19 protein-coding genes are annotated in these 19,188 nt (G+C 70.3%); 10 read left to right on the top strand and 9 right to left on the bottom strand.

The annotated features are described in order from the left end of the window. The first annotated feature begins 14 nt into the window (after window positions 1-14). From ACIP6U_RS30425 to ssuE, 10 genes are read left to right on the top strand one after another with little or no spacing between them, the layout of a single operon-like run. Entirely contained in the window at window positions 15-1,574 is a 1,560-nt protein-coding gene (locus ACIP6U_RS30425; protein ID WP_401724301.1) for an ABC transporter substrate-binding protein, read from the top strand. A gap of 45 nt (window positions 1,575-1,619) precedes the next feature. After that, entirely contained in the window at window positions 1,620-2,651 is a 1,032-nt protein-coding gene (locus ACIP6U_RS30430; RefSeq protein ID WP_401724303.1) for an ABC transporter permease, read from the top strand. A gap of 2 nt (window positions 2,652-2,653) precedes the next feature. Next, window positions 2,654-3,553: an ABC transporter permease gene (locus ACIP6U_RS30435; protein WP_401724305.1), complete on the top strand. Its 900-nt coding sequence runs from the start codon at window positions 2,654-2,656 to the stop codon at window positions 3,551-3,553. After that, complete coding sequence (locus tag ACIP6U_RS30440) at window positions 3,553-4,503, top strand: ABC transporter ATP-binding protein (RefSeq protein WP_401724307.1); 951 nt, start codon at window positions 3,553-3,555, stop codon at window positions 4,501-4,503. Before ACIP6U_RS30435 ends, ACIP6U_RS30440 begins: the two co-directional genes overlap by 1 nt. Then, window positions 4,500-5,336, top strand: a complete 837-nt coding sequence (locus ACIP6U_RS30445; RefSeq protein WP_401724309.1) for an ABC transporter ATP-binding protein — start codon at window positions 4,500-4,502, stop codon at window positions 5,334-5,336. Before ACIP6U_RS30440 ends, ACIP6U_RS30445 begins: the two co-directional genes overlap by 4 nt. A gap of 57 nt (window positions 5,337-5,393) precedes the next feature. After that, window positions 5,394-6,734 (top strand): LLM class flavin-dependent oxidoreductase, encoded by a 1,341-nt coding sequence (locus tag ACIP6U_RS30450; protein ID WP_401724312.1) that lies wholly within the window; start codon window positions 5,394-5,396, stop codon window positions 6,732-6,734. 9 nt (window positions 6,735-6,743) lie between these two features. Next, window positions 6,744-8,489 carry an FAD-dependent oxidoreductase gene (locus ACIP6U_RS30455; RefSeq protein WP_401724315.1) on the top strand — a complete coding sequence of 582 codons (1,746 nt, stop codon included), beginning with the start codon at window positions 6,744-6,746 and terminating at the stop codon, window positions 8,487-8,489. 23 nt (window positions 8,490-8,512) lie between these two features. Continuing rightward, window positions 8,513-9,547 (top strand): LLM class flavin-dependent oxidoreductase, encoded by a 1,035-nt coding sequence (locus ACIP6U_RS30460; protein ID WP_401724318.1) that lies wholly within the window; start codon window positions 8,513-8,515, stop codon window positions 9,545-9,547. Window position 9,548: 1 nt separating this feature from the next. Beyond that, a complete protein-coding gene (locus tag ACIP6U_RS30465) occupies window positions 9,549-10,301 on the top strand; it encodes an alpha/beta hydrolase (protein ID WP_401724321.1) in 753 nt (250 codons plus the stop codon). A 56-nt stretch (window positions 10,302-10,357) separates the two neighbouring features. Then, complete coding sequence (ssuE, locus tag ACIP6U_RS30470; RefSeq protein WP_401724324.1) at window positions 10,358-10,915, top strand: NADPH-dependent FMN reductase; 558 nt, start codon at window positions 10,358-10,360, stop codon at window positions 10,913-10,915. A gap of 13 nt (window positions 10,916-10,928) precedes the next feature. On the opposite strand, the gene ACIP6U_RS30475 is transcribed toward ssuE, so the two are convergent. From ACIP6U_RS30475 to ACIP6U_RS30515, 9 genes are all read right to left on the bottom strand, one after another. After that, window positions 10,929-11,501, bottom strand: a complete 573-nt coding sequence (locus ACIP6U_RS30475; protein ID WP_401724327.1) for a DinB family protein — start codon at window positions 11,499-11,501, stop codon at window positions 10,929-10,931. A 49-nt stretch (window positions 11,502-11,550) separates the two neighbouring features. After that, window positions 11,551-13,488, bottom strand: a complete 1,938-nt coding sequence (locus ACIP6U_RS30480; RefSeq protein WP_401724330.1) for a glycoside hydrolase family 97 catalytic domain-containing protein — start codon at window positions 13,486-13,488, stop codon at window positions 11,551-11,553. Between the two features lie 160 nt (window positions 13,489-13,648). After that, the gene (locus ACIP6U_RS30485; protein ID WP_401724333.1) at window positions 13,649-14,443 is read right to left on the bottom strand and encodes an SDR family NAD(P)-dependent oxidoreductase; all 795 of its coding nucleotides are present in this window, start codon (window positions 14,441-14,443) and stop codon (window positions 13,649-13,651) included. A gap of 172 nt (window positions 14,444-14,615) precedes the next feature. Then, complete coding sequence (locus tag ACIP6U_RS30490; RefSeq protein WP_401724337.1) at window positions 14,616-14,795, bottom strand: hypothetical protein; 180 nt, start codon at window positions 14,793-14,795, stop codon at window positions 14,616-14,618. Window positions 14,796-14,925: 130 nt separating this feature from the next. Next, window positions 14,926-15,378 carry a phospholipase gene (locus ACIP6U_RS30495; protein WP_401724339.1) on the bottom strand — a complete coding sequence of 151 codons (453 nt, stop codon included), beginning with the start codon at window positions 15,376-15,378 and terminating at the stop codon, window positions 14,926-14,928. A 106-nt stretch (window positions 15,379-15,484) separates the two neighbouring features. Next, a complete protein-coding gene (locus ACIP6U_RS30500) occupies window positions 15,485-16,084 on the bottom strand; it encodes a hypothetical protein (protein ID WP_401724342.1) in 600 nt (199 codons plus the stop codon). After that, window positions 16,081-16,953, bottom strand: coding sequence for a carbohydrate ABC transporter permease (locus ACIP6U_RS30505; protein WP_401724345.1), 873 nt, complete (start codon window positions 16,951-16,953; stop codon window positions 16,081-16,083). The genes ACIP6U_RS30500 and ACIP6U_RS30505 overlap by 4 nt, the downstream gene beginning before the upstream one ends. After that, on the bottom strand, window positions 16,950-17,894 hold the full coding sequence (locus tag ACIP6U_RS30510) for a carbohydrate ABC transporter permease (protein ID WP_401724346.1): 945 nt from the start codon (window positions 17,892-17,894) through the stop codon (window positions 16,950-16,952). The genes ACIP6U_RS30505 and ACIP6U_RS30510 overlap by 4 nt, the downstream gene beginning before the upstream one ends. Further along, on the bottom strand, window positions 17,891-19,177 hold the full coding sequence (locus ACIP6U_RS30515) for an ABC transporter substrate-binding protein (RefSeq protein WP_401724349.1): 1,287 nt from the start codon (window positions 19,175-19,177) through the stop codon (window positions 17,891-17,893). The genes ACIP6U_RS30510 and ACIP6U_RS30515 overlap by 4 nt, the downstream gene beginning before the upstream one ends. Window positions 19,178-19,188: the final 11 nt, after the last annotated feature.

Genomic DNA, 19,188 nt, shown 5'->3' on the forward strand with positions numbered 1-19,188 from the left:
AAGAAAGAAAAACGATGTCCGGACGACTCACGCCCCGTAGTCACCAGGCGGCCCTCCGCCCCGGCAGACTGCGCGCCGCCGCCCTGGGGACCGCCCTCGCCACCGTGCTCGTCCCCGCCCTCAGCGCCTGCGGCGGCGACGCCGCGTCGGCCAGTGGCAGCTCGACGCTGAAGTGGACCTCCTCCTACTTCCCCACCCACTGGGACCCGGTGGTCAGCGGCAGCGGCGCCCAGTTCCGCGAACTGGCCCTGGTCTACGCCTCGTTGACCCGCACGGACGCGACCGGCAAGGCCGTGCCCGACCTGGCCAAGAGCTGGGAGTACAACGCCAAGGGCGACCAGATCACGTTCCATCTGCGGCCCAACCTGAAGTTCAGCGACGGCGAGCCGGTCGACGCCGCCGCCGTGAAGGCCGCCATCGAGCGGGCCCAGAAGCAGAAGAACTCCGCCCTCTTCGGCGACCTCACCTCGATCAAGTCGGTCGACGCCAACGGGCTGGACGCGGTGCTGCACCTCAGCCAGGTCGACTACCAGATCCCCCAACTGCTCGGCGAGCGCGTGCTGCAGATCGCCAGCCCGAAGGCGGCGAAGTCCCCGACGAAGCTGGACCAGAGCCCGGTCGGCGCGGGCCCGTTCACCGTCACCCAGCTCGTCCCGGGCACGAAGGTCCTGCTGAAGAAGAACCCGGACTACTGGGACGCCAAGGACATCCACATCGACAACGTCGAACTGACCTCGGCCCCCGACGCCTCGACCGTCGTCTCCGGACTCCAGACCGGCGTCTACAACTTCGCCGACATCAAGCCCAGTCAGGCCGAAGCCGCCAAGAAGGCCGGCCTCGACGTCTTCGTCCAGCCCGGATTCAACGCCAACAACATCAGCCTGAACGTCAACAAGGCACCGTTCGACAACGACAAGGTCGTCGACGCGGTCCGCTACGCGATCGACCGCCAGGAGTTCGTGGACAAGCTGACCTTCGGCTACGGCTCGGCGACCAACCAGCCCTTCCCCAAGGGCTATGTGGCCTACGACCCGCAGTCCGCGAACGACTACGCCTACGACCCGGCGAAGTCGAAGCAGCTGCTCTCCGAGGCCGGTTACAAGGCGGGCCAGATCAAGCTCGACCTCGTCATCCCGGCCGAGGACCCTCAAGCGGAGATCGTCCAGGCGCAGTTGGCGAAGGTCGGCATCACCGTCAACATCAAGATCGACAAGAACTGGGCCACCCCGTTCTTCGCCAAGGACCTCACCTTCTCGCTCTACGGCACCACGGGCCGTGACTCCGCGGCGCAGACCCTGACCGCGCACTTCGGCCCGAACGGCCCGCTCAACCTCAGCACGCCCTACGAGCCGGCCGGCTTCGAGGCGGCCATCGCCAAGGTCCGCCAGACCCCGCTGGACTCGCCCGACTACGCGCAGGTCCTCCAGGCCGCGACCCGGGCCGGTCTGGAGAGCAAGGCGCTGGTCTTCACCTACTCCTCGCCCAACCTCATCGCCAAGAGCAAGTCCATCTCCGCCCTGCCCAAGAACCCGGCCCACATCGACTGGACCGGCGTGACCATCGGCGCGAACTGACACGCCGTCATATCCCGTACAGCCACTACAGAGAGGGGGCAAGCCATGGCGACGACGGAGGCACCGGCCACACCGGCCGACGTACGTCACCCGGCCGCCACGACCCGGACGCGGCGCACGCTGGGCCGCGTCCTGGTCACCCTCGGCCGGTCGATCGCGATCTTCGTGCCCGTGTTCCTGGTCGCGACGTTCGTGACGTTCGCGCTGCGGTCACTGAGCGGGCTCAGCCCGGCGCGGATCCAGCTGGGCGAGGAAGCAACTCCGGAAGCGGTCGCCAGAGTCGAGGCCCAGTGGGGGCTCAACCGGCCTTTCCTGGTCCAGTACGTCGACTGGTTGGGCGGCGTCCTGCATGGGCAGCTCGGCACCAGCTGGACCAACGGCGCCGACATCTCCACCCTCATCGGCCTCGGCCTGGGCGTGAGCCTGTCGGTGGCCACCTTCGCGCTCGTCATCGGCGTGGTCGCGGGCTTCGCCCTCGGCACGATCGCCGCGCTGCGCCGCACCACCTGGGTCGACCGCGCGATCACCGGCTTCGTCACGGTGATCTCGGTGATGCCGGCCTTCGTCGTCGGCATCGTGCTGGTCGCGGTCTTCGCGGTGGGACTGCACGTGTTCCCGTCCGCCGGCTACATCCCGGCGGCGCAGGGCTTCGGTCCCTGGCTCGCCCACATCACCCTGCCGGCCATCGCGTTGAGCTTCGACGTCATCGCCGACGTCGCCCGCCAACTGCGCACGAGCCTCATCGCCGCCTACCGCGAGAACTACGTGACGGGCGCGGTCGTACGGGGGCTCGGTCCACGGCGGATCTTCTTCGGGCATGTGCTGCGCAACGGCCTCGGCCCCGCGCTGGCCACGCTCGGCCTGAAGTTCCCCACGCTGGTCGGCGCCTCCGTCGTCACGGAGTGGATCTTCGGGCTCCAGGGCTTCGGCCGCTTCGCCAACGACTCCGCCCAGGCCGGTGACGTACCCGCCGTACAGGGCGTGCTCGTGGTGTCGATCGTCCTGGTCGTCGCCTTCAACCTGATCGTCAACCTGGTGCTGGCGCGTGTGACGCCGGCGTCCCAGCGGGGGGTGTGACCATGGTGCGCCGCGTGCTCTCCCTGCCGTCCGGCCGGATCGCGCTGGTGATCCTGACCGTGATCGCCCTGCTCGCCGTCCTCGGGCCGTTCATCGCGCCCCAGAATCCGCTGGCCACCAGCTCCGACACCCTCGCGGACGCCTCGGGCGCCCACTGGCTGGGCACGGACTACCTCGGCCGCGATGTGCTGAGCCGGCTGCTCGACGGCTCCCGGGTCAGCGTCCTCGGTTCGCTCGAAGTCGCGCTCACTGCACTGGGGGTCGGGGCGATCCCCGGGATCCTGTCGGTCTACTTCGGCCGGGCCTTCGAGTGGATCACCCTCCGGCTGACCGACACCCTGGTCGCCCTGCCCTTCCTGCTGTTCGCGGTCGCCGTGGTCGCGCTGCTCGGCAACGGCATCACCCAGGCGATGCTGGTCACGGGGGTGCTGGTGTCGCCCCTGTTCTACCGGGTGTCCCGCGCCGCCACGCTGGCCGTGGCCCGTTCGCCGTACGTGGAGGCGGCGCTCATCTCCGGCGCCTCCATCGGGTGGGTCGTACGCCGGCACGTATGGGTCAAGGTGCTGCCGCCGGTCGCGGTGGCGCTCGCCCAGACCATCGGCGTCGGCTTCGTCATCGTCTCGACGCTGACCTTTCTGGGGATCGGTGTCCAGCCGCCCGCGCCGACCTGGGGCGGCCTGCTCGCCTCGGACCTCGGCTACCTGACCCAGCAGCCGTGGGCACCACTCGTACCCGCCCTGCTGATCATGGTCACCGTCTGGGCCTGCAACCTCCTCGCCGACACGATCCGCGACGTCTCCGGCGAGGCGGGCCGCGCCCTGGTCAACAACCGCAAGGCGCGCGCCAATCGGCTGGCCGGGACCGACTCCGACCTCACTCACGTTCACGCCGGAGGTGCGTGATGGCAACTCTCTCCGAGAAGGTCCTCACCGAGGCCGACCAGCAGAGCAGGACCGCGGTCGCGGAGACCGGTACCGGCCCGGCCGAGCCCGTCGGCCAGGCCTCTCCCTCGACGCCGGTCCTGTCCGTACGCGACGTGCGCATCAGCGACCGGGCCGCCGGCGACGAGATCGTCCACGGCGTCAGTTTCACGCTCACGCCCGGCAGCGCCGTCGGCATCGTCGGCGAGTCGGGCAGCGGAAAGACCCTCACCTGCCAGGCCACGCTGGGCATCCTGCCCGCCCACTTCGAGGTCACCGGCGGCTCGATCGAGATCGACGGCCAGGACATCTCCGGCCTCTCGTCGGCACAGTGGACGGCTCTGCGGGGCGCCACGATCAGCGCGGTCTTCCAGGACCCGGCGTCCTATCTCAACCCCTCGATCCGGGTGGGCGCGCAGATCGCCGAGGTCCTCCGCGTCAAGAAGGGCCTCAAGCGGCGCGCGGCGCGCGGGGAGGCGATCGACCTGCTGCGCGCGGTGCACCTGCGGAACCCGGAACTGGTCTACAGCCAGTACACCCACGAACTCTCCGGCGGCATGCTCCAACGGGTCCTCATCGCGGCCGCGATCGCCGCCGACCCGCGCATCCTCATCGCCGACGAGGCCACGACCGCGCTCGACGTCACCGTCCAGGCCGAGATCCTCGACCTGCTGGCCGACCTGCGCGAACGGACAGGGCTGGCCCTCGTCCTCGTCTCCCACGACCTCGCCGTCGTCGCCCAGCTCTGCGACGAGGTCCTCGTCATGCGGCAGGGCGAGGTGGTCGAACAGGGGCCGACGCACGAGGTGTTGCACAACCCCCGGCACGAGTACACCCGGCTACTGATCGCCGAGCACGAGCAGTACGGCCTGGACAAGTTCCTCGCCATAGAAGCGGCTGAGGCGGTTTCCGCCGTAAAGGAGGACGTATGAGCGGGGAGCCGGCCGGTCCCGTCCTGGAGATCACCGACCTGGACGTGCACTACGGTCTGCGCCGGCGCCGCCGCCAGGCCCTGCACGGCGTCTCCTTGAGCGTCGCGCCAGGTGAGACCATCGGGATCATCGGCGAGACCGGTTCGGGCAAGTCGACACTCGCGCGGGCCGCGCTCGGTCTGGTGCGCGCGTCGTCGGGATCGATCGTGATCGACGGCGAGGAGGTCGGCGCGCACGGCCATCGCCAGTGGCGCGCGCTACGCCGTCGGGGTGTGATCCAGTACGTCTTCCAGGACCCCCTGCGCAGTCTCGACCCGGACCTGACGGTGGAGGCGTCCCTCGCCGAACCACTGCTGATCCAGGGCGTGTCCCGACAGGAGGCGGCGACGCGGGTGCGCGCGTTCCTCGACCGGGTCCGGCTCGACGCCGAGCTGCTCGACCGGCTGCCCGGTGAACTGTCGGGCGGCCAGCGTCAACGGGTCGCGGTGGCGCGGGCGTTGGTGACGGAACCCCGGCTCGTCATCCTCGACGAGCCGGTCAGCGCCCTGGACTCCGCCAACCGCGTCCAGATCCTGCAGATCCTCAAGGAACTCCGCTCCGACGGGGTGGCCCTCGTCTTCATCTCCCACGACCTGGGTTCCGTCGCCGGGGTCGCCGACCGCATCGCCGTGCTCTACCAGGGCGAGTTGGTCGAGGTCGGCGCCACCGCCAATGTCATCAACCAACCCCGGCACCCCTACACGCGCCTGCTCGTCCGCTCCGCGCCCACGCTGCACAGCGCGGCGGCGGACCGCGCCGAACGCGAGGCCCTGCGCGCCCTCCTGCACGCCTGACGCACCAGCAACGCCCCTCGACCTCCCTGAACTCCCGCTGACAGAACAGGAACAGCCATGTCCCGCACGCTCCACCTCGCACTGCATCCCTACGGCGTGGGCGGCCCCGGCCAGCACGGCCTGTGGAAGGACCCGCGCGTCGCGAAGAACGCCAGCATCGACATCAACTACTACATCCGGCTGGCCCAGGCGGCCGAACACGCCCTCTTCGACGCCCTCTTCATCGTCGACAGCCAGTTCATCAACTCGACCTACCCGGCGCACTACCTCAACCGCCTGGAACCGCTGACCCTGTTGTCGGCCGTGGCCACCCACACCAAGCACCTCGGCCTGGTGGGCACAGCGAGTTCGACCTACAACTCCCCCTTCAACCTCGCCCGCCGCTTCGCCTCGCTGGACCACATCAGCAACGGCCGGGCCGGCTGGAACGTGGTCACCAGCTTCGACACCGGTACGTCCAAGAACTTCGGGCTCGACGAGCACCTCGACTACGCCACCCGCTACGGCCGCGCCCTGGAGTTCGTCCAGGTCGCCCGTGGGCTGTGGGACTCGTACGAGGACGACGCGTTCCCCGCCGACGTCGAGCGGGGCGTGTTCCTCGACCCGGCCAAGCTGCACGAACTCGACCACGTGGGCGAGCACTTCAAGATCGCGGGACCACTGAACCTCTCCCGCTCCCCGCAGGGCCAGCCGGTGATCTTCCAGGCCGGCGTGTCCGAGGAGGGCCGCGACCTCGCCGCGCAGGTCGCCGAGGGCATCTTCGCGCCCGGGGGCACGCTGGAGTCGTCGCGGGACTACTACGCCGACGTCAAGAAGCGCACGGCCGCCTACGGCCGCGACCCCGAGCACGTCAAGATCCTCATCCACGGCGGCCCGGTCGTCGCCGCCACCGACGAGGCGGCCCGTCGCCGGGAGCGGGAGATCTTCGAGGAGGACGACGACTTCAGCCGCAACCTGGCGCTCCTTGGCCGTTCCTTCGGGGCGTACGACTTCAGCGTGCACGACCTGGACGCGCCCTTCCCGGATGTCGCCCACCTCGCCGAGAAGGGCGGGCGCACGGGTGCCGCGCAGCTCATCGAGCGGGCCAGGACCGAGAAGCTGACGTTGCGTCAAGTGGCGAAATCCATCAACCAGTTCCGTCGGTCGCCGTTCGTCGGGGACCCGCAGACGGTGGCCGACACGATCCAGCAGTGGTTCGATGCCCGTGCCCTGGACGGCTTCAACCTCGCCTTCCGCACCGAGGACGAGCTGAACTACTTCGTCGACAGTGTCGTCCCGATCCTCCAGAAGCGCGGCCTGTTCCGCACCGAATACACGTCCGACACCCTGCGCGGCAACCTCGGCCTGCCGATCCCGACCAACCGCCACTCCCGCGAGCGCCAGCTCGTGAACGACTGAGGCCGCGCGATGACCGAACTGTCGGCGACGGGGGGCCGCGACGTCCACACCGTCCGCTTCCCGGCCGCCACTCCTCCGGCGACGGTCGACGTACTCGTCGTCGGCGCGGGCCCGGTCGGCCTTGCGGCGGCCGTCGAGCTGACCTCGCGCGGTGTCCAGGTCGCCGTGGTCGAGCGCGCCCGCGCCGCGACACTCGTGCGGGCCGGTGCGATGGGGCACACCCCGCGGGTCGTGGAGCATCTGCGGCGCTGGGGGCTGCTCCAGCGGGTGCGGGACGCGTGGACGTATCCGCCGGAGTGGCACCGGGGAACGCGCCTGGTGACCTCGCTGACCGGGCATGAGCTGGTGCCGGTGCCGGCTCCCTCCTTCGCCGACAGGGGCGGTGCCACCGGGCACTCCTCCGACGAGGCGCTGCGCCGGCCGCAGACCGTGTTCCAACGGGTGTTCCTCGACCACCTCACGGAACAGGGCGTGAGCGTGTCCGGCGGTCGGGAGCTGACCGGGTTGCGCGAGGACGCGGACGGCGTCGACGCGGAGGTCGTGGACGTCGACTCCGGGCGCTCGCACACCGTTCGGGCCGCCTACGTCCTCGGCACCGACGGAGGCGGCAGCACCACGCGCCGACTGGCCGGCATCGCCCGCGAGGGCGAACACGCCACCGAGAAGCGGCTGCGGCTCATCGTCCGCACCGGCGACATCTCCGACCGGGTGGGACCCGCGCCCAGCGCGACCAACATCGTCGTCAACGCCCACGCGTCCGGATTCCTCGCCGCCGTCAGCGCGCGTGAGTGGCGGGTGTACGCCGGGCCGTACCCGCTCGACCACGAGCCCGGTGCGGACGAGTTGTTGGAGGTCGGCCGGGCGGCGTTCGGCTTCGACGTGGACCTGGAGCTGGTGTCCGCGACGACCTTCTACCACGCCACCCGGATCGCGGAGACGTTCCGTCGCGGCCGGGTCCTGCTGGCCGGCGACGCGGCCCATGTACGCACGCCCGGCGGCAACTTGGGCGAGGGCATCGGTGATGTGGTCAACCTGGGGTGGAAGCTCGCCGCCGTGCTCGACGGTCACGCGCCCCGGAGCCTGCTCGACTCCTACGACCAGGAGCGCCGCCCGCACAACTGGCGTGTCGCCGACCACTCGTTGGACCGGGCGCACCGCACGCAGGCCACGCTGGCGGAGATCCGTGCCGGAGGCATTCCGGACGACACGGACCTCAGCGACGCGGCCGTCCGGCGACGGGCCGAGATCGGCGCGCGCCTGCGGCGGGACCGGTTCGGCAGCGACGGAGTCGCCTTCGACGAGCGCTACGACGCGTCAGCGACCGTCTGGTACGAGCCGGACCAGCTCGATGCCGAGCCGCCCTGGCGCGCCGACGTCTACGAGGACGATCCGCGCCCGGGCCACCGCGCACCGGACGGCCCGGTCGACCCGAGCGGCGGCACGCTCTACGACCGTCTCGGCACGTCCTTCGGTCTGCTCGTCCTCACCGAGGACCGGACGGTCGAGCGGGCCTTCGCCGCCGAGGCCGCCGCACGGGCCCTGCCGTTCACCGTCGTCCACCTCACCGACCCGGCGGCACGCGCCGTCTACGGCACCACCAACGTCCTGATCCGCCCGGACCAGCACGTCGCCTGGCGCGGCACGGACCTGCTCGACGCGGGTGCGGGCGCCGTACTCGACCGGGTACTGGGCCACATCGGCACGGCGGCGACGCCGGACACCCGCGTACCGATCCCGGCCACGACCGCAGCCTGAGACCACCGAAAGGCCATCACCCCATGACGAGCGAGAGACCACGCTTCCGGCTCGGTTTCCTCACCCACGTCCAGGGCCGCGACGACGACATCGCCCGCACCTACCGCAACGCCCAGGAACTCTTCGTCGTAGCCGACGAGTTGGGATTCGACGTCGGCTGGGTGGCGCAGCACCACGTCCCGCTCGGGGGCGGCGGACTGTCGTCACCGTGGACCTTCCTCGCCCACGCGGCGGCCCGCACGACCCGCATCCGACTCGGCACCGCCATCACCGTCCTCCCGCTGGAGGACCCGGTCCGGCTCGCCGAGGACATCGCCACCGTCGACACGCTCAGCGGGGGCCGCGTGGAGTTCGGCGCCGGCAGCGGATCGAGCGAGGTGGAGTACGCGGCGTTCGGCAAGGACGTGGCCCGCAAGCGCGAACTGACCAGCGAGAACCTCGACATCGTGCGCCAGGCCCTGGGCCGACACGAGGTGGGCACACCCGGCTTCCGCATCCAGCCCCGGCCCGGCGACTTCACCGACCGCGTCTGGCAGGGGGTGTTCAGCGCCCAGGGAGCCGAGTACGCGGCGCGGAACGGTTCGAACCTGCTGCTCAACCGGGCGGCCTACGGGTTCGACGAGCCCACGGACGAGGTCCAACGGCCATGGGCGGACGCCTACTTGGCCGCCTGGGACCGACCGCACCGCCCGCGCATCGGCCTGTCCCGGTTCGTGTTCCCGGCCAAGGACCGGCGCACCGCGCTCGCGGCGATCGGCGACGACGTCCACCGGACCGCGCTGCGGATGGCGGAGCACGGCGCCTTCCCCAAGGGCCTCGACCGGGACGAGGCGTTGCGCCGCTTCCACTCCTTCTACGGCCATCCCGACGACGTCGTCGCTGCGCTCGGGCAGGAGAAGGTGCTGCCCGTCGCGACCGACCTGATCACCCAGTTCAACCCCGCCGTCCCCGACCACGACGCCGCCGTCCGCGCCCTCGAACTCATCGCGACCGAGGTGGCACCGGCGTTGGGCTGGCAGCCCGCACGGCCGGCCGAACCCGTCTCCGCAGGAGTGTGAAATGACCCAGTACAGCGACTACTTCGGCCCCGAAGGCCTCCGCGTCCGAGGCACGGTCGTCGTCGTTCCCGGCCGTGGCGAGACCCGGGCGACCTACGCCCGCTTCGGCAGGCGGCTCGCCGCCGACGCCTACCGCGTCCGCGTGATCGACGCCCCCGACCTCGAAGGCGAGGACCTGACCGACCTCGCCGCCCGCCTCACCGACGCCGCCGAGGGCACGGCGGCCGACGACGGTGTCGTACGACCCCTCGTCCACGTCGGAGCCGACGCGGGGGCCGCCGCGATCGCCGCGCTGCTCGACCGGGCGCCCGACAGCGGGCCCGATGCCGTGGTCCTCGCGGGGCTGCCCGGCCGGGCCCCCGGCGCCACCGCCGCCGGCACCTGGGACGAGGAACTCGACGTCCGCACCTCCTGCCCGGCCCACCGGGGCACCCTGACCCAGGACCCCGAGGTCCGGCGTGGCTCGCTGGACGACGCGATCCCGGAAGCCGTGCTCGCCGCCGCCTATGACAGCGAAGCCGCCGTCCCCGCGCTGCTCATCGTCGGTGACGCCGACCCCCTGGCGGATCAGGAAGCGCTCGCCCGCGCGGCCAAGTCCCTTCCCAGCGCGCGCCTTTCGGTCGTCCACGGCGCGCACCACGACGTCCTCAACGACCTCCAGCACCGCTCGGTGGCCGCCGAGGTCGTCACCTTCCTGGAGAACCTGCGCAACGAACTGCGGCCGCTGATCACGGTGCGGTCGAGCGCCTGGTGACCGTCAGCCCGCCCGCTCGGCACGCCGTCTGAACCCCGACCCCGGAAGGTCCCCTCATGGCCTCGATCCTGTCCGTCTCCGGCAGCCCCTCCCCCACCTCCCGCACCACACGACTGCTCCGTCACCTGGACGACCGGCTCCGCCTCCAGGGCCACGAGGTGATCCCGCTGGAGGTACGCACCCTCCCCGCGCAGGCACTGCTGGGCGCCGACTTCGGGCATCCGGCGATCAAGGCGGCCACGGCCCTGTTCGAGCAGGCCGACGGAGTCGTCATCGGCACGCCCGTCTACAAGGCCGCCTACTCGGGCCTGCTCAAGTCGCTGCTCGACCTGCTCCCGCAGTACGCGCTGACCGGCAAGACCGTGCTGCCCCTGGCCACGGGTGGCAGCACGGCCCATGTCCTGGCCATCGACTACGCCCTGCGCCCGGTGCTGAGTTCGATGGGCGCCTCGCACATCGTGCCGGGCTGGTTCACCCTCGACAGGGACATCACGGTCGGCGACGACGGCACCCCGACGATCGCACCCGCCACGGCCACGGCACTGGAGCAGGTCACGGACCTCTTCTCCGCCGCGCTGGGCGGCCGTACGACCGTGCTCGAGGCCACGGGGTGAAGCGCCCGGTGACCTACTGACCCACTCGTCCGTCGACGCACTCGCGCAGCAGGTCCGCGTGGCCGCAGTGCCGGGCGTACTCGTCGATCCGGTGCACCAGCAGCTCCCGGACCGCGATCCCGTCCTTCCCCAGCCGCTTGCCCAGATCGTCCTCGTGCTCGGCCAACACGGCGTCGGTCGCGGCCTGTTCGCGTTCCAGATCGGCGAACGCGGCCTCGACCACGGCCTGTTCACCGACGGCTTCATCGAAGTCCGCGTCCCGCCTGCCGTACAGCTTCGGCAACGGGTCGCCGTCGGTGATCCAGTTGCGCCAGTCCCGTTCCACCTCGGCGAGGTGCCGGACCAGACCGAGCAGTGACATCGTCGACGGCGGAACCGATCGACGTGCCAGCTGCTCGGCGTCCAGGCCCTCGCACTTCAACCGCAGGGTCAGGCGGTAGTTCGTGAGCACGTCCTCGATGGTGGCGAGTTCGCCGTCCGGACCGGGTCCTTCGTTGTTACGAGGGTCGTCGTCCGGGTTGGCCCACATGTCGGGGTAGACGGTCGCCTGGGTCCATCGTGCGGGTTGGTCAGTCATGCGGGCCATGGTGGTTCGTCGGGGCACCGGCCCGCCAGCGAGTTTCGGTGCCGTACGCCTAGCGGTAGCAGGTGGTGCGACCCGGATGCCAGCGGCAGGCGACGCCCGCGAAGCCACCGCCCGCCACGACGTCGACGCCGAACGTGTCACCGCCGCGCAGCACCTGCCGCTGCCGGACGAGCCCGTCGGCACCGTCACGGATCGTCTCCACCAGCCACCGTCCCGGGCCGATGGTCAGCGGCACCTGTGCCGTGCGAGCGGCCCCCGCGTACACCCCGCCCAGGAACCAACGGCTGCCGCTGCGGCGGGCGAGGACGGCCTCCTGACCGGGATGTCCGGCCAGCAGTTTGGTGTCGTCCCAGGCCGCGGGGATCTGGTCGAGGAAGTCGCGGGCGACCGGCCGGGTGTCGTACGACTCCGGGGTACCGGCGAGCATCTGGAGGCCGGACTCGTAGGCGACGGTGAGGCCGACCTCTGCCGCGTCGGAGTTGGGGCGCTGACCGACGCGTTGGAAGCCGCCAGGGGTGAAGTCCATGGAGCCGATGACATTGCGGGTGAAGGGCAGGGTGGTGAGGTGGGCGGCGGTGTTCGTCCGCTTCTCCTCGCCGCCGACGCCTTCCAGGGTCATGACCTGCGGCCAGGTGCGCTGGATTCCCTTGGGGATCGTCGAGCCGTGGAAGTCGACCATGAGGTGGTGGGCGGCGGTCTCGGCGAGGATGGCGTCGTACCACTGGAGCATGGGCTGCGCCTCGGAGTTCATGAAGTCGATCTTCACGCCCTTGACGCCCCAGCGTTCCAGGGTGGGCAGCCACTGAGCCCGTTCCTCGGGGGTGTCGAGGTCGCGCTGGTGGATCCAGACGATGATGCCGACGCCCTTGGGGCGTGCGTAGTCGACGAGTCGGGGCAGCCAGCTGTTCGTCTGCCAGTTCGGGTCTGTGGTGTCCCATTCGTCAGTCTTGAAGTACCAACCGGCGTCGACTGCCTCGTAGGGCCAGTGGCGTTGGGCCGCGTAGTCGACGTAGGCCTGCTGTGCGGTGAGGCTCTGGCCTGCCGCGCGGCCGCCGGCGAGCCAGGTCCACAGCACGGTGCCGGGGCGGACCCAGGAGGTGTCGGCGACCTTGGAGGCGGGGGCCAGGTCATCGGTGAAGGTGGACCGGGTGACGGTGGCGAGGTCGCCGGTGACCATGGCCCGCCAGGGAGTCGCGAGCGCGCCGTCGGTGTGGACCCGGTCGTCGGCCAGCTTGATGCGGTACGTGCCGGTGCCCTGTGTGTGGGCGAGTCGGGCGCCGGAGTACGCGCCGGTGAGGTCGGACTCGGCGAGCAGGGTGTAGCCGCCGTCGGTCGCGAAGAGTGCCTGGTCCGAGTACTCGCCGGTCGGTGCGGTCGCCGCGGTGTACTGGTTGAACTGGCCCTCGTTGTCGACCCGGTAGGTGCCGAGCCACGCGCTCGCGTCCGGCGGCAGGTTGAAGGCGGAGGTCTCGCCGAGGATGTCTCCGTGCCCGGCGGGCAGGACGTACCGGTAGGCGACGCCGTCGGCGGAGGCGCGGACCACGAGGTCGAGCCGTGCGCCCGCGGGGGTGGCGAACGACAGGCGCGTCTCGTTCATCAGGACCCGGCGGTCCAGCCGCTTGCCGGACGTGGCCCGGTAGTGCTCCTTCACCAACCGGTCCTTGCGGTGGAGGAACCTCAAGTCCTTGGAGAGGTCGGCCTGTTCGGTGACGATGCCGACGGGCGACGGCTCGATGACCGTTCGGCCGGCACGGGTCACGGAGAGGGTCAGCGTGCCGGTCGCGTCATCCAGGGACACTCGGGCGCGCGGTTCATGGACCGCTGCGGCGCGTTCGGGGCCGGACACGGACCAGACGTGATCGTGAGTCGCGTTCAGGTCTGCCCTGGCGGGCGCCGTCATACAGAGGGTGGCCGCCAGCGCGGCGCATAACGCGCCGACCGCGGATCTGAGCGGGCGCGGCGAACGCGTCCGCGGCTGCGAGGTCATGGTTGTCCCCCAAGCCTGATGGATCGTCGATACATCGGGTGTCTCGGGGAACCTAAGCAGCCGCCATGCACGTGTCAACAGTTATGGCAGCAACGACATCCCACTACGGTTAGTCGGCGATGTCTTACTCATCCGATGAATACTGCCGCCTCGGACCAGATCAGGGCAGGATCGAGTCGACGTAGCCCCCATCCACCCGCAGCGCTCCACCCGTCGTCGCCGACGCCTGGTCGGAGCTCAGGTAGACGACCATGTGGGCGATCTCCTCGGGCTCGATCAGCCGTTGCAGAAGGGACTGCGGACGGTGCTTGCGCATGAACTCGCGCTGGGCCTCGTCCCAGGGCAGGTCCCGGTCGACGAGTTCGTAGACGAAGTCCTCCACCCCGCCCGTGTGGGTGGGTCCCGCGATGACCGAGTTCACCGTCACGCCGGTGCCCGCCGCCTCCTTCGCGAAGCCGCGGCCGACCGCGAGGAGCGCGGTCTTGGACATGCCGTAGTGGATCATCTCGGCGGGGATCACGATCGCGGAGTCGCTGGCGATGTTCAGGACCCGCCCCCAGCCGCGCTCCGTCATACCCGGCAGGTACAGCCTGATCAGCCGCACGGCGGCCAGTACGTTCACCTCGAAGTAGCGCCGCCACTCGTCGTCGCTGATCTCCAGCGGGTCGGCGGAGCCGAAGATGCCGAGGTTGTTGACGAGGATGTCCACCTGCGACAGCGCCTCCAGGGCCTGCCGCGCGCCCTCCTCGCTCGCCACGTCGGCGGCCACCGGCACGAAGGAGCCTCCGGGCACCTCCGCCGCCAGCCGGGCCACGGCCTCCCCGACCCGCTTCTCGTCGCGGCCGTTCACCCCCACCCGGGCGCCGGAGCGCGCGAGTCCGGCGGCGATCGCCGCGCCGATGCCCTGTGTCGAGCCCGTCACCAGGGCGGTGCGTCCCGCCAGGTCGATCTGCATCTGGAACCAGTCCCTCTGTACGTCCGTACGTCTGTGCATCCTGCGTGCCGGTGCCTCTGCCGCCAGCCTGGTGGCAGGGCGGCAGGACCGCCACCGGGCCGATACGGACGGGGTGGGCCGTGTCAGCACAGCCCACCCCGTCCGTCACACTCGCGGCGCCTCTACGCCGAGGTCACCGCCGACCGCGGCCCCGCACCGACCACCCGCTTCCGATTCCGGCCAGGTGCAGTGCGAGCACGGTGAGCCCGAGCAGCATCACGTTGGTCGAGGTGAAGGTGTCGTTGGTCGAGATGTCGGCTGCGTTGATCAGGAAAGCTATGAAGAACAGGACCGCAGAAATGATGGCCAGCATGATGTCCGCCCCTTCCGTTGATTGAGGTCGTCGCCCCACGTGGACTCCGTGTACCCCCAACTGCCCCGAAAGCACGGGCATTTGCCTGGCGGACCTGCGAGACGCCCTGGCGGGCGCCCCCGAGGGTGTCTCAGCCGAAGGCCCTGACCGCCTGGTAGTAGGTCCAGGCGGTGCTGTTGCAGGCGGCCTTGGTCGCGCCTCCGTAGCTCAGGCAGACCCGCTTGAGGTCTTCGTAGAAGGCGCTGTCGAGGCGGTCCTTGTTGGCGTCGAAGGCGCCGGCGGCCTTGTAGTTGCGGTAGCCGAAGTCGTGCCGGGCGCAGGACGTGGCGAAGGGGAAGCCGAAGGGGTTGTCGGGCGAGGAGGAGCAGTAGTCCGTGGACCAGTCGAACCCGTAGGCGGCCCAGGCGGTCTGGTTGGCGCGGGCGGTGGTCCAGAGGGTGTAGCTCGACGCGCTGGTCTGGGTCCAGCTCGACAGGACCTGGGGCTTGTCGGCGGGAGCGGCTTCGGCGGCTGCGGCGGTGGCGACGACGGTGACGAGGGCCAGGGCGGAGGCGCCCAGTGCGGTGGCGAGTCTGCGGTGCATTCCACACCTCCATGAGACCGCGGCCCGCCCGTCGGACCGCAGGTTCATGTCAAGATGATCGGCACCTCAAGCCTCCTTTCACACCTCAAGTCCCCTTAATGGGGCATTAATTCTGGGACATCGCGGCCAAACGGACGTCGACGGCCGTGAGCGCCAGGGCCAGCGGTCCGGGCGTGAGGAAGGCCAGCGGCACCAGCATCCACGCGCACGCGACGGCCGCCGCCACCGCAAGCAGCACCAGGGCGCTGCCGCCCGTGTCGCGTACGGCGTCCCGCGCCGCCTCCCGCAGGGCGGCCCGCCAGTCGGTGAGCGACTCGGGCCTGGCGCAGGCCCGCAGGCCCACGACCAGGGCGACCGCGGCGATGGCCGAGGCCACCACCGCGAACACCGGCGCCCCGGGCAGTCCGGCCCCGGCGAGTGCCAGGTCCGCGACCACCACCAGGGCGCCGGTCAGGAAAACGCCGCCGGCGGCCAGGTCACCGGCCCGCAGCCGACGCCGTAGCACCTCCAAGTACCGCCCCGCGGTGGCGGGTCGGCCCGCCACCCCGCCCCGCAGGACCGCGCACGCGGTCGACAGGGCGGCCGGGACGGTCACCAGAGGCAGGCACAGCACCGCCGTGAGCAGGCCGACGCTGAGCATGTCGGCGAACAGGGTCATCCGCGGGCCGAAGACCTCGCCGGGCTCGCGGGTGCGCAGGCCGCTCATCCCTTGAGCCCCGAGCTGGCCATGCCCTCCACCAGGAAGCGCTGGAAGGCGAGGAAGAACAGCACGATCGGCAGGAGCGCGATCACCGACATCGCGAACATGGGGCCGAACGCCGACTGGCTGGAGGAGTCCACGAACGAGCTCAGGGCGAGGGTGAGCGTGAACTTGTCCGGGTCGAAGAGGTAGATGAGCTGGGTGAAGAAGTCGTTCCAGGTCCAGATGAAGGTGAAGATCGCCGTGGTGATCAGCGCGGGCCGGGTGAGCGGCAGCACGATCAGGAAGAAGCTGCGGAAGGGTCCGCAGCCGTCGATCCGGGCCGCCTCCTCCAGTTCGCGGGGCAGACCGCGCATGAACTGGACGATGAGGAAGACGAAGAAGGCCTCCGTGGCGAGGAACTTGGGCAGGATCAGCGGCCAGTAGGTGTTCACCAGACCGAGTTGGTTGAAGATGATGTACTGCGGGATCAGCACCGCGTGGTGCGGCAGCATGATCGTGGCGATCATGAACGCGAACAGCGGGCCGCGGAAGCGGAAGCGCAGCCGGGCGAAGGCGTAGGCGGCGAGCGAGCAGCTGATCACGTTGCCGATCACCGCGCCGCCCGCGATCAGCAGCGAGTTGGACAGCAGCCGCCAGATGGAGACGTCGTTCACGCCGTCCAGGGCGGTCTTGTAGTTGGACCACTCCAGGTGGCTGGGCAGCAGGTTGAGGCTGGTGATGACCTCGTTGGCCGGCTTGAGCGAGCTGGCGAGCAGCCAGACCAGCGGGTACAGCACCACCAACAGGGCTGCCAGGCAGCCCACATGGAGGGCGATCCGGCCCCAGGGCACGGGCTTGCGGTCGGTGGTGTCGGCGGTGGAGACGGCGGTCATCGGTCCCCCTCGGACGCGTAGAAGACCCAGGAACGCGAGGTGCGGAACAGCACCGCCGTGACGGCGCCGATGACGATCAGCAGCACCCAGGCCATGGCGGAGGCGTAGCCCATGTGGGAGGCGACGAAGCCGCGGTCGTAGAGGTAGAGGGTGTAGACGAGGGTCGAGTCGGCCGGTCCGCCCTTGCCTCCGCTCACCGCGAAGGCGGGGGTGAACACCTGGAAGGCCTGGATGGTCTGGAGCACCAGGTTGAAGAAGAGCACCGGGGACAGCATCGGCACGGTGATGGACAGGAACTGCCGCCACTTCCCCGCCCCGTCGACGGCCGCCGCCTCGTACAGCTCGACGGGGATCTGCTGGAGCCCGGCGAGGAAGATGACCATCGGCGCGCCGAACTGCCACACCGTCAGCAGGGCCACGGCCAGCAGCGACCAGCCGGGCTTGTTGACCCAGCCGCCGTTGCCGAACAGCTTGTCCACCGTGCCGCCGTCGTTGAAGACCTGGCGCCAGACGAGGGCGATGGACATCGAAGCGCCGAGCAGCGAGGGGGCGTAGAACGCGGACCGGTAGAAGGCCTTGCCGGTCTTCATGTTCTTCAGGGCGAGGGCGACGACGAGGGCGAGCGCGAGTTGCAGGGGTACCGCGATGACGACGTACTCGAGGGTCGTCACGACCGAGCGCCAGTAGCGCGGGTCCTCGGTGAACATCTGCGTGTAGTTGCGCAGGCCCACCCAGCGGGGCGCGTCGAAGAGGTTGTAGTCGGTGAAGGACAGGTACAGCGACACGGCCATCGGCAGCAGCGTGAGGACGCACGCGCCGAGGACCCACGGGGACAGGAACACCCAGGCAGCGCCCTCGCGTTCACGCTTGGGACGGCGTTTGGGGGCGGTCGCCGCGCGCTTGGGACGGGCGGTGGGCGCGGGGATCTCGGTGGTGGTCATGACCTCAGCTCCGCCTTCGCCTCGGTGATGTAGTTCTCGGCCGCCTCGCGGGGCGACAGGCGCTCGTACGACACCTGGTCGTAGTCGCGCTGGAAGGTGGACTGCAGGGCGTTGTCGCCGGAGGGCGGGGCCTGGGGCGGATCCTTGAGGGTGCCGTCGACGGAGGCCTGGTAGTCGGAGATCGTCTTGTCGAAGCCCTGGAGCTGGGACTTGGTCTCCGCGCGGATGGTCTCGTTGACCGGGATGCCGCGGGTGGCGCCGAGGATCTTCGCCGCGTCCTTGTCGTTGATCATGAAGTCGATGAGTTCGGCCGCCTCCTTGGGATGGCCGGTGTTGGCCGAGACGCCCATGAACATCGACGGCTTGAAGTACTGGCCGGGCGTGCCGTCCTCACCGGACGGCATCGGCGCCAGCGCGATCCCGGTCGGGATGAAGGAGACGTAACCGCCTGCCGGGGCGTCCCAGTTGTTGTCGGAGGTCGCCTTGCCGCGCGCCAGCGGGGTGTTCTCGACGAACCCGGCGAGCTGCGTGGTCTGTTCGGCGGGCGACACCGCGCCCTCGCGCCGGAGTCGGTCGGTGAAGGTCCACCACTCGGTGAGGTCGTCGGCGGTGAAGCCGAGCCCGTTGTCCTTGGTGTAGAGGGACTTGCCCTGGCCGCGCAGCCACACCTCGAAGCCGTCCTCGCTCCAGCCGGGGTCGGTGGCTCCGGGCTTCCCGGTCTTCTTGGCCAGCGCGCGCATGTCGTCGGCCCAGTCGTCCCAGGTCCAGCCCTTCTGCGGGAGCGGTACGCCCGAGTCCTTCCAGGCCTTGGCGTCGTAGACGATGGTCTCGGTGCCGCGGCCCTGCGGGATCGCGTACTGCGTGCCGTCCACGGTGCCGGTCGCGAGCAGGCCTTCGTCGATCTCCGTGGTGTGCAGGACGGCTTTCTGCTTGCCCAGGTCGAGCAGGACGCCACCGTTCGCGTACTGGTTGATCTGGCGGTAGTCGAGCTGCATCACATCGGGTGCGTCGCCGCCCGTGGCCTGCACGGCGAGCTTCTGCTTGTAGGCGTCGTAACTGGAGTACGACGTCTGCACCGTCACGTTCGGATGGCGTTCCTCGAACAGGGCGACGGCCTTGTCGGTCAGCGCCGCGCGGTCGGGGTTGCCCCACCAGGCGTAGCGCAGCACGACCTTGCCGCCACCGCCGGCCGATTCCCCGGATCCCCCGCAACCCGCCAGCATCGCGCAGAGCGCGAGCGCGGCGGCCGTTGCGCAGAACCCCTTTGTCCTGTGTCCGGGCATGTACCGAGGTC

This window comes from Streptomyces sp. NPDC088794, assembly GCF_044750545.1.
In the GTDB taxonomy this organism is placed as follows: Bacteria; Actinomycetota; Actinomycetes; order Streptomycetales; family Streptomycetaceae; genus Streptomyces.

Coding starts and splice junctions, on each gene's coding strand:
- ACIP6U_RS30490 (WP_401724337.1), bottom strand. CDS start 14,795: ATGCTGGCCATCATTTCTGCGGTCCTGTTCTTCATAGCTTTCCTGATC.
- ACIP6U_RS30430 (WP_401724303.1), top strand. CDS start 1,620: ATGGCGACGACGGAGGCACCGGCCACACCGGCCGACGTACGTCACCCG.
- ACIP6U_RS30495 (WP_401724339.1), bottom strand. CDS start 15,378: ATGCACCGCAGACTCGCCACCGCACTGGGCGCCTCCGCCCTGGCCCTC.
- ACIP6U_RS30515 (WP_401724349.1), bottom strand. CDS start 19,177: ATGCCCGGACACAGGACAAAGGGGTTCTGCGCAACGGCCGCCGCGCTC.
- ACIP6U_RS30425 (WP_401724301.1), top strand. CDS start 15: ATGTCCGGACGACTCACGCCCCGTAGTCACCAGGCGGCCCTCCGCCCC.
- ACIP6U_RS30450 (WP_401724312.1), top strand. CDS start 5,394: ATGTCCCGCACGCTCCACCTCGCACTGCATCCCTACGGCGTGGGCGGC.
- ACIP6U_RS30475 (WP_401724327.1), bottom strand. CDS start 11,501: ATGGCCCGCATGACTGACCAACCCGCACGATGGACCCAGGCGACCGTC.
- ACIP6U_RS30480 (WP_401724330.1), bottom strand. CDS start 13,488: ATGACCTCGCAGCCGCGGACGCGTTCGCCGCGCCCGCTCAGATCCGCG.
- ACIP6U_RS30465 (WP_401724321.1), top strand. CDS start 9,549: ATGACCCAGTACAGCGACTACTTCGGCCCCGAAGGCCTCCGCGTCCGA.
- ACIP6U_RS30435 (WP_401724305.1), top strand. CDS start 2,654: ATGGTGCGCCGCGTGCTCTCCCTGCCGTCCGGCCGGATCGCGCTGGTG.
- ACIP6U_RS30500 (WP_401724342.1), bottom strand. CDS start 16,084: ATGAGCGGCCTGCGCACCCGCGAGCCCGGCGAGGTCTTCGGCCCGCGG.
- ACIP6U_RS30440 (WP_401724307.1), top strand. CDS start 3,553: ATGGCAACTCTCTCCGAGAAGGTCCTCACCGAGGCCGACCAGCAGAGC.
- ACIP6U_RS30485 (WP_401724333.1), bottom strand. CDS start 14,443: ATGCAGATCGACCTGGCGGGACGCACCGCCCTGGTGACGGGCTCGACA.
- ACIP6U_RS30445 (WP_401724309.1), top strand. CDS start 4,500: ATGAGCGGGGAGCCGGCCGGTCCCGTCCTGGAGATCACCGACCTGGAC.
- ACIP6U_RS30505 (WP_401724345.1), bottom strand. CDS start 16,953: ATGACCGCCGTCTCCACCGCCGACACCACCGACCGCAAGCCCGTGCCC.
- ACIP6U_RS30510 (WP_401724346.1), bottom strand. CDS start 17,894: ATGACCACCACCGAGATCCCCGCGCCCACCGCCCGTCCCAAGCGCGCG.
- ssuE (WP_401724324.1), top strand. CDS start 10,358: ATGGCCTCGATCCTGTCCGTCTCCGGCAGCCCCTCCCCCACCTCCCGC.
- ACIP6U_RS30460 (WP_401724318.1), top strand. CDS start 8,513: ATGACGAGCGAGAGACCACGCTTCCGGCTCGGTTTCCTCACCCACGTC.
- ACIP6U_RS30455 (WP_401724315.1), top strand. CDS start 6,744: ATGACCGAACTGTCGGCGACGGGGGGCCGCGACGTCCACACCGTCCGC.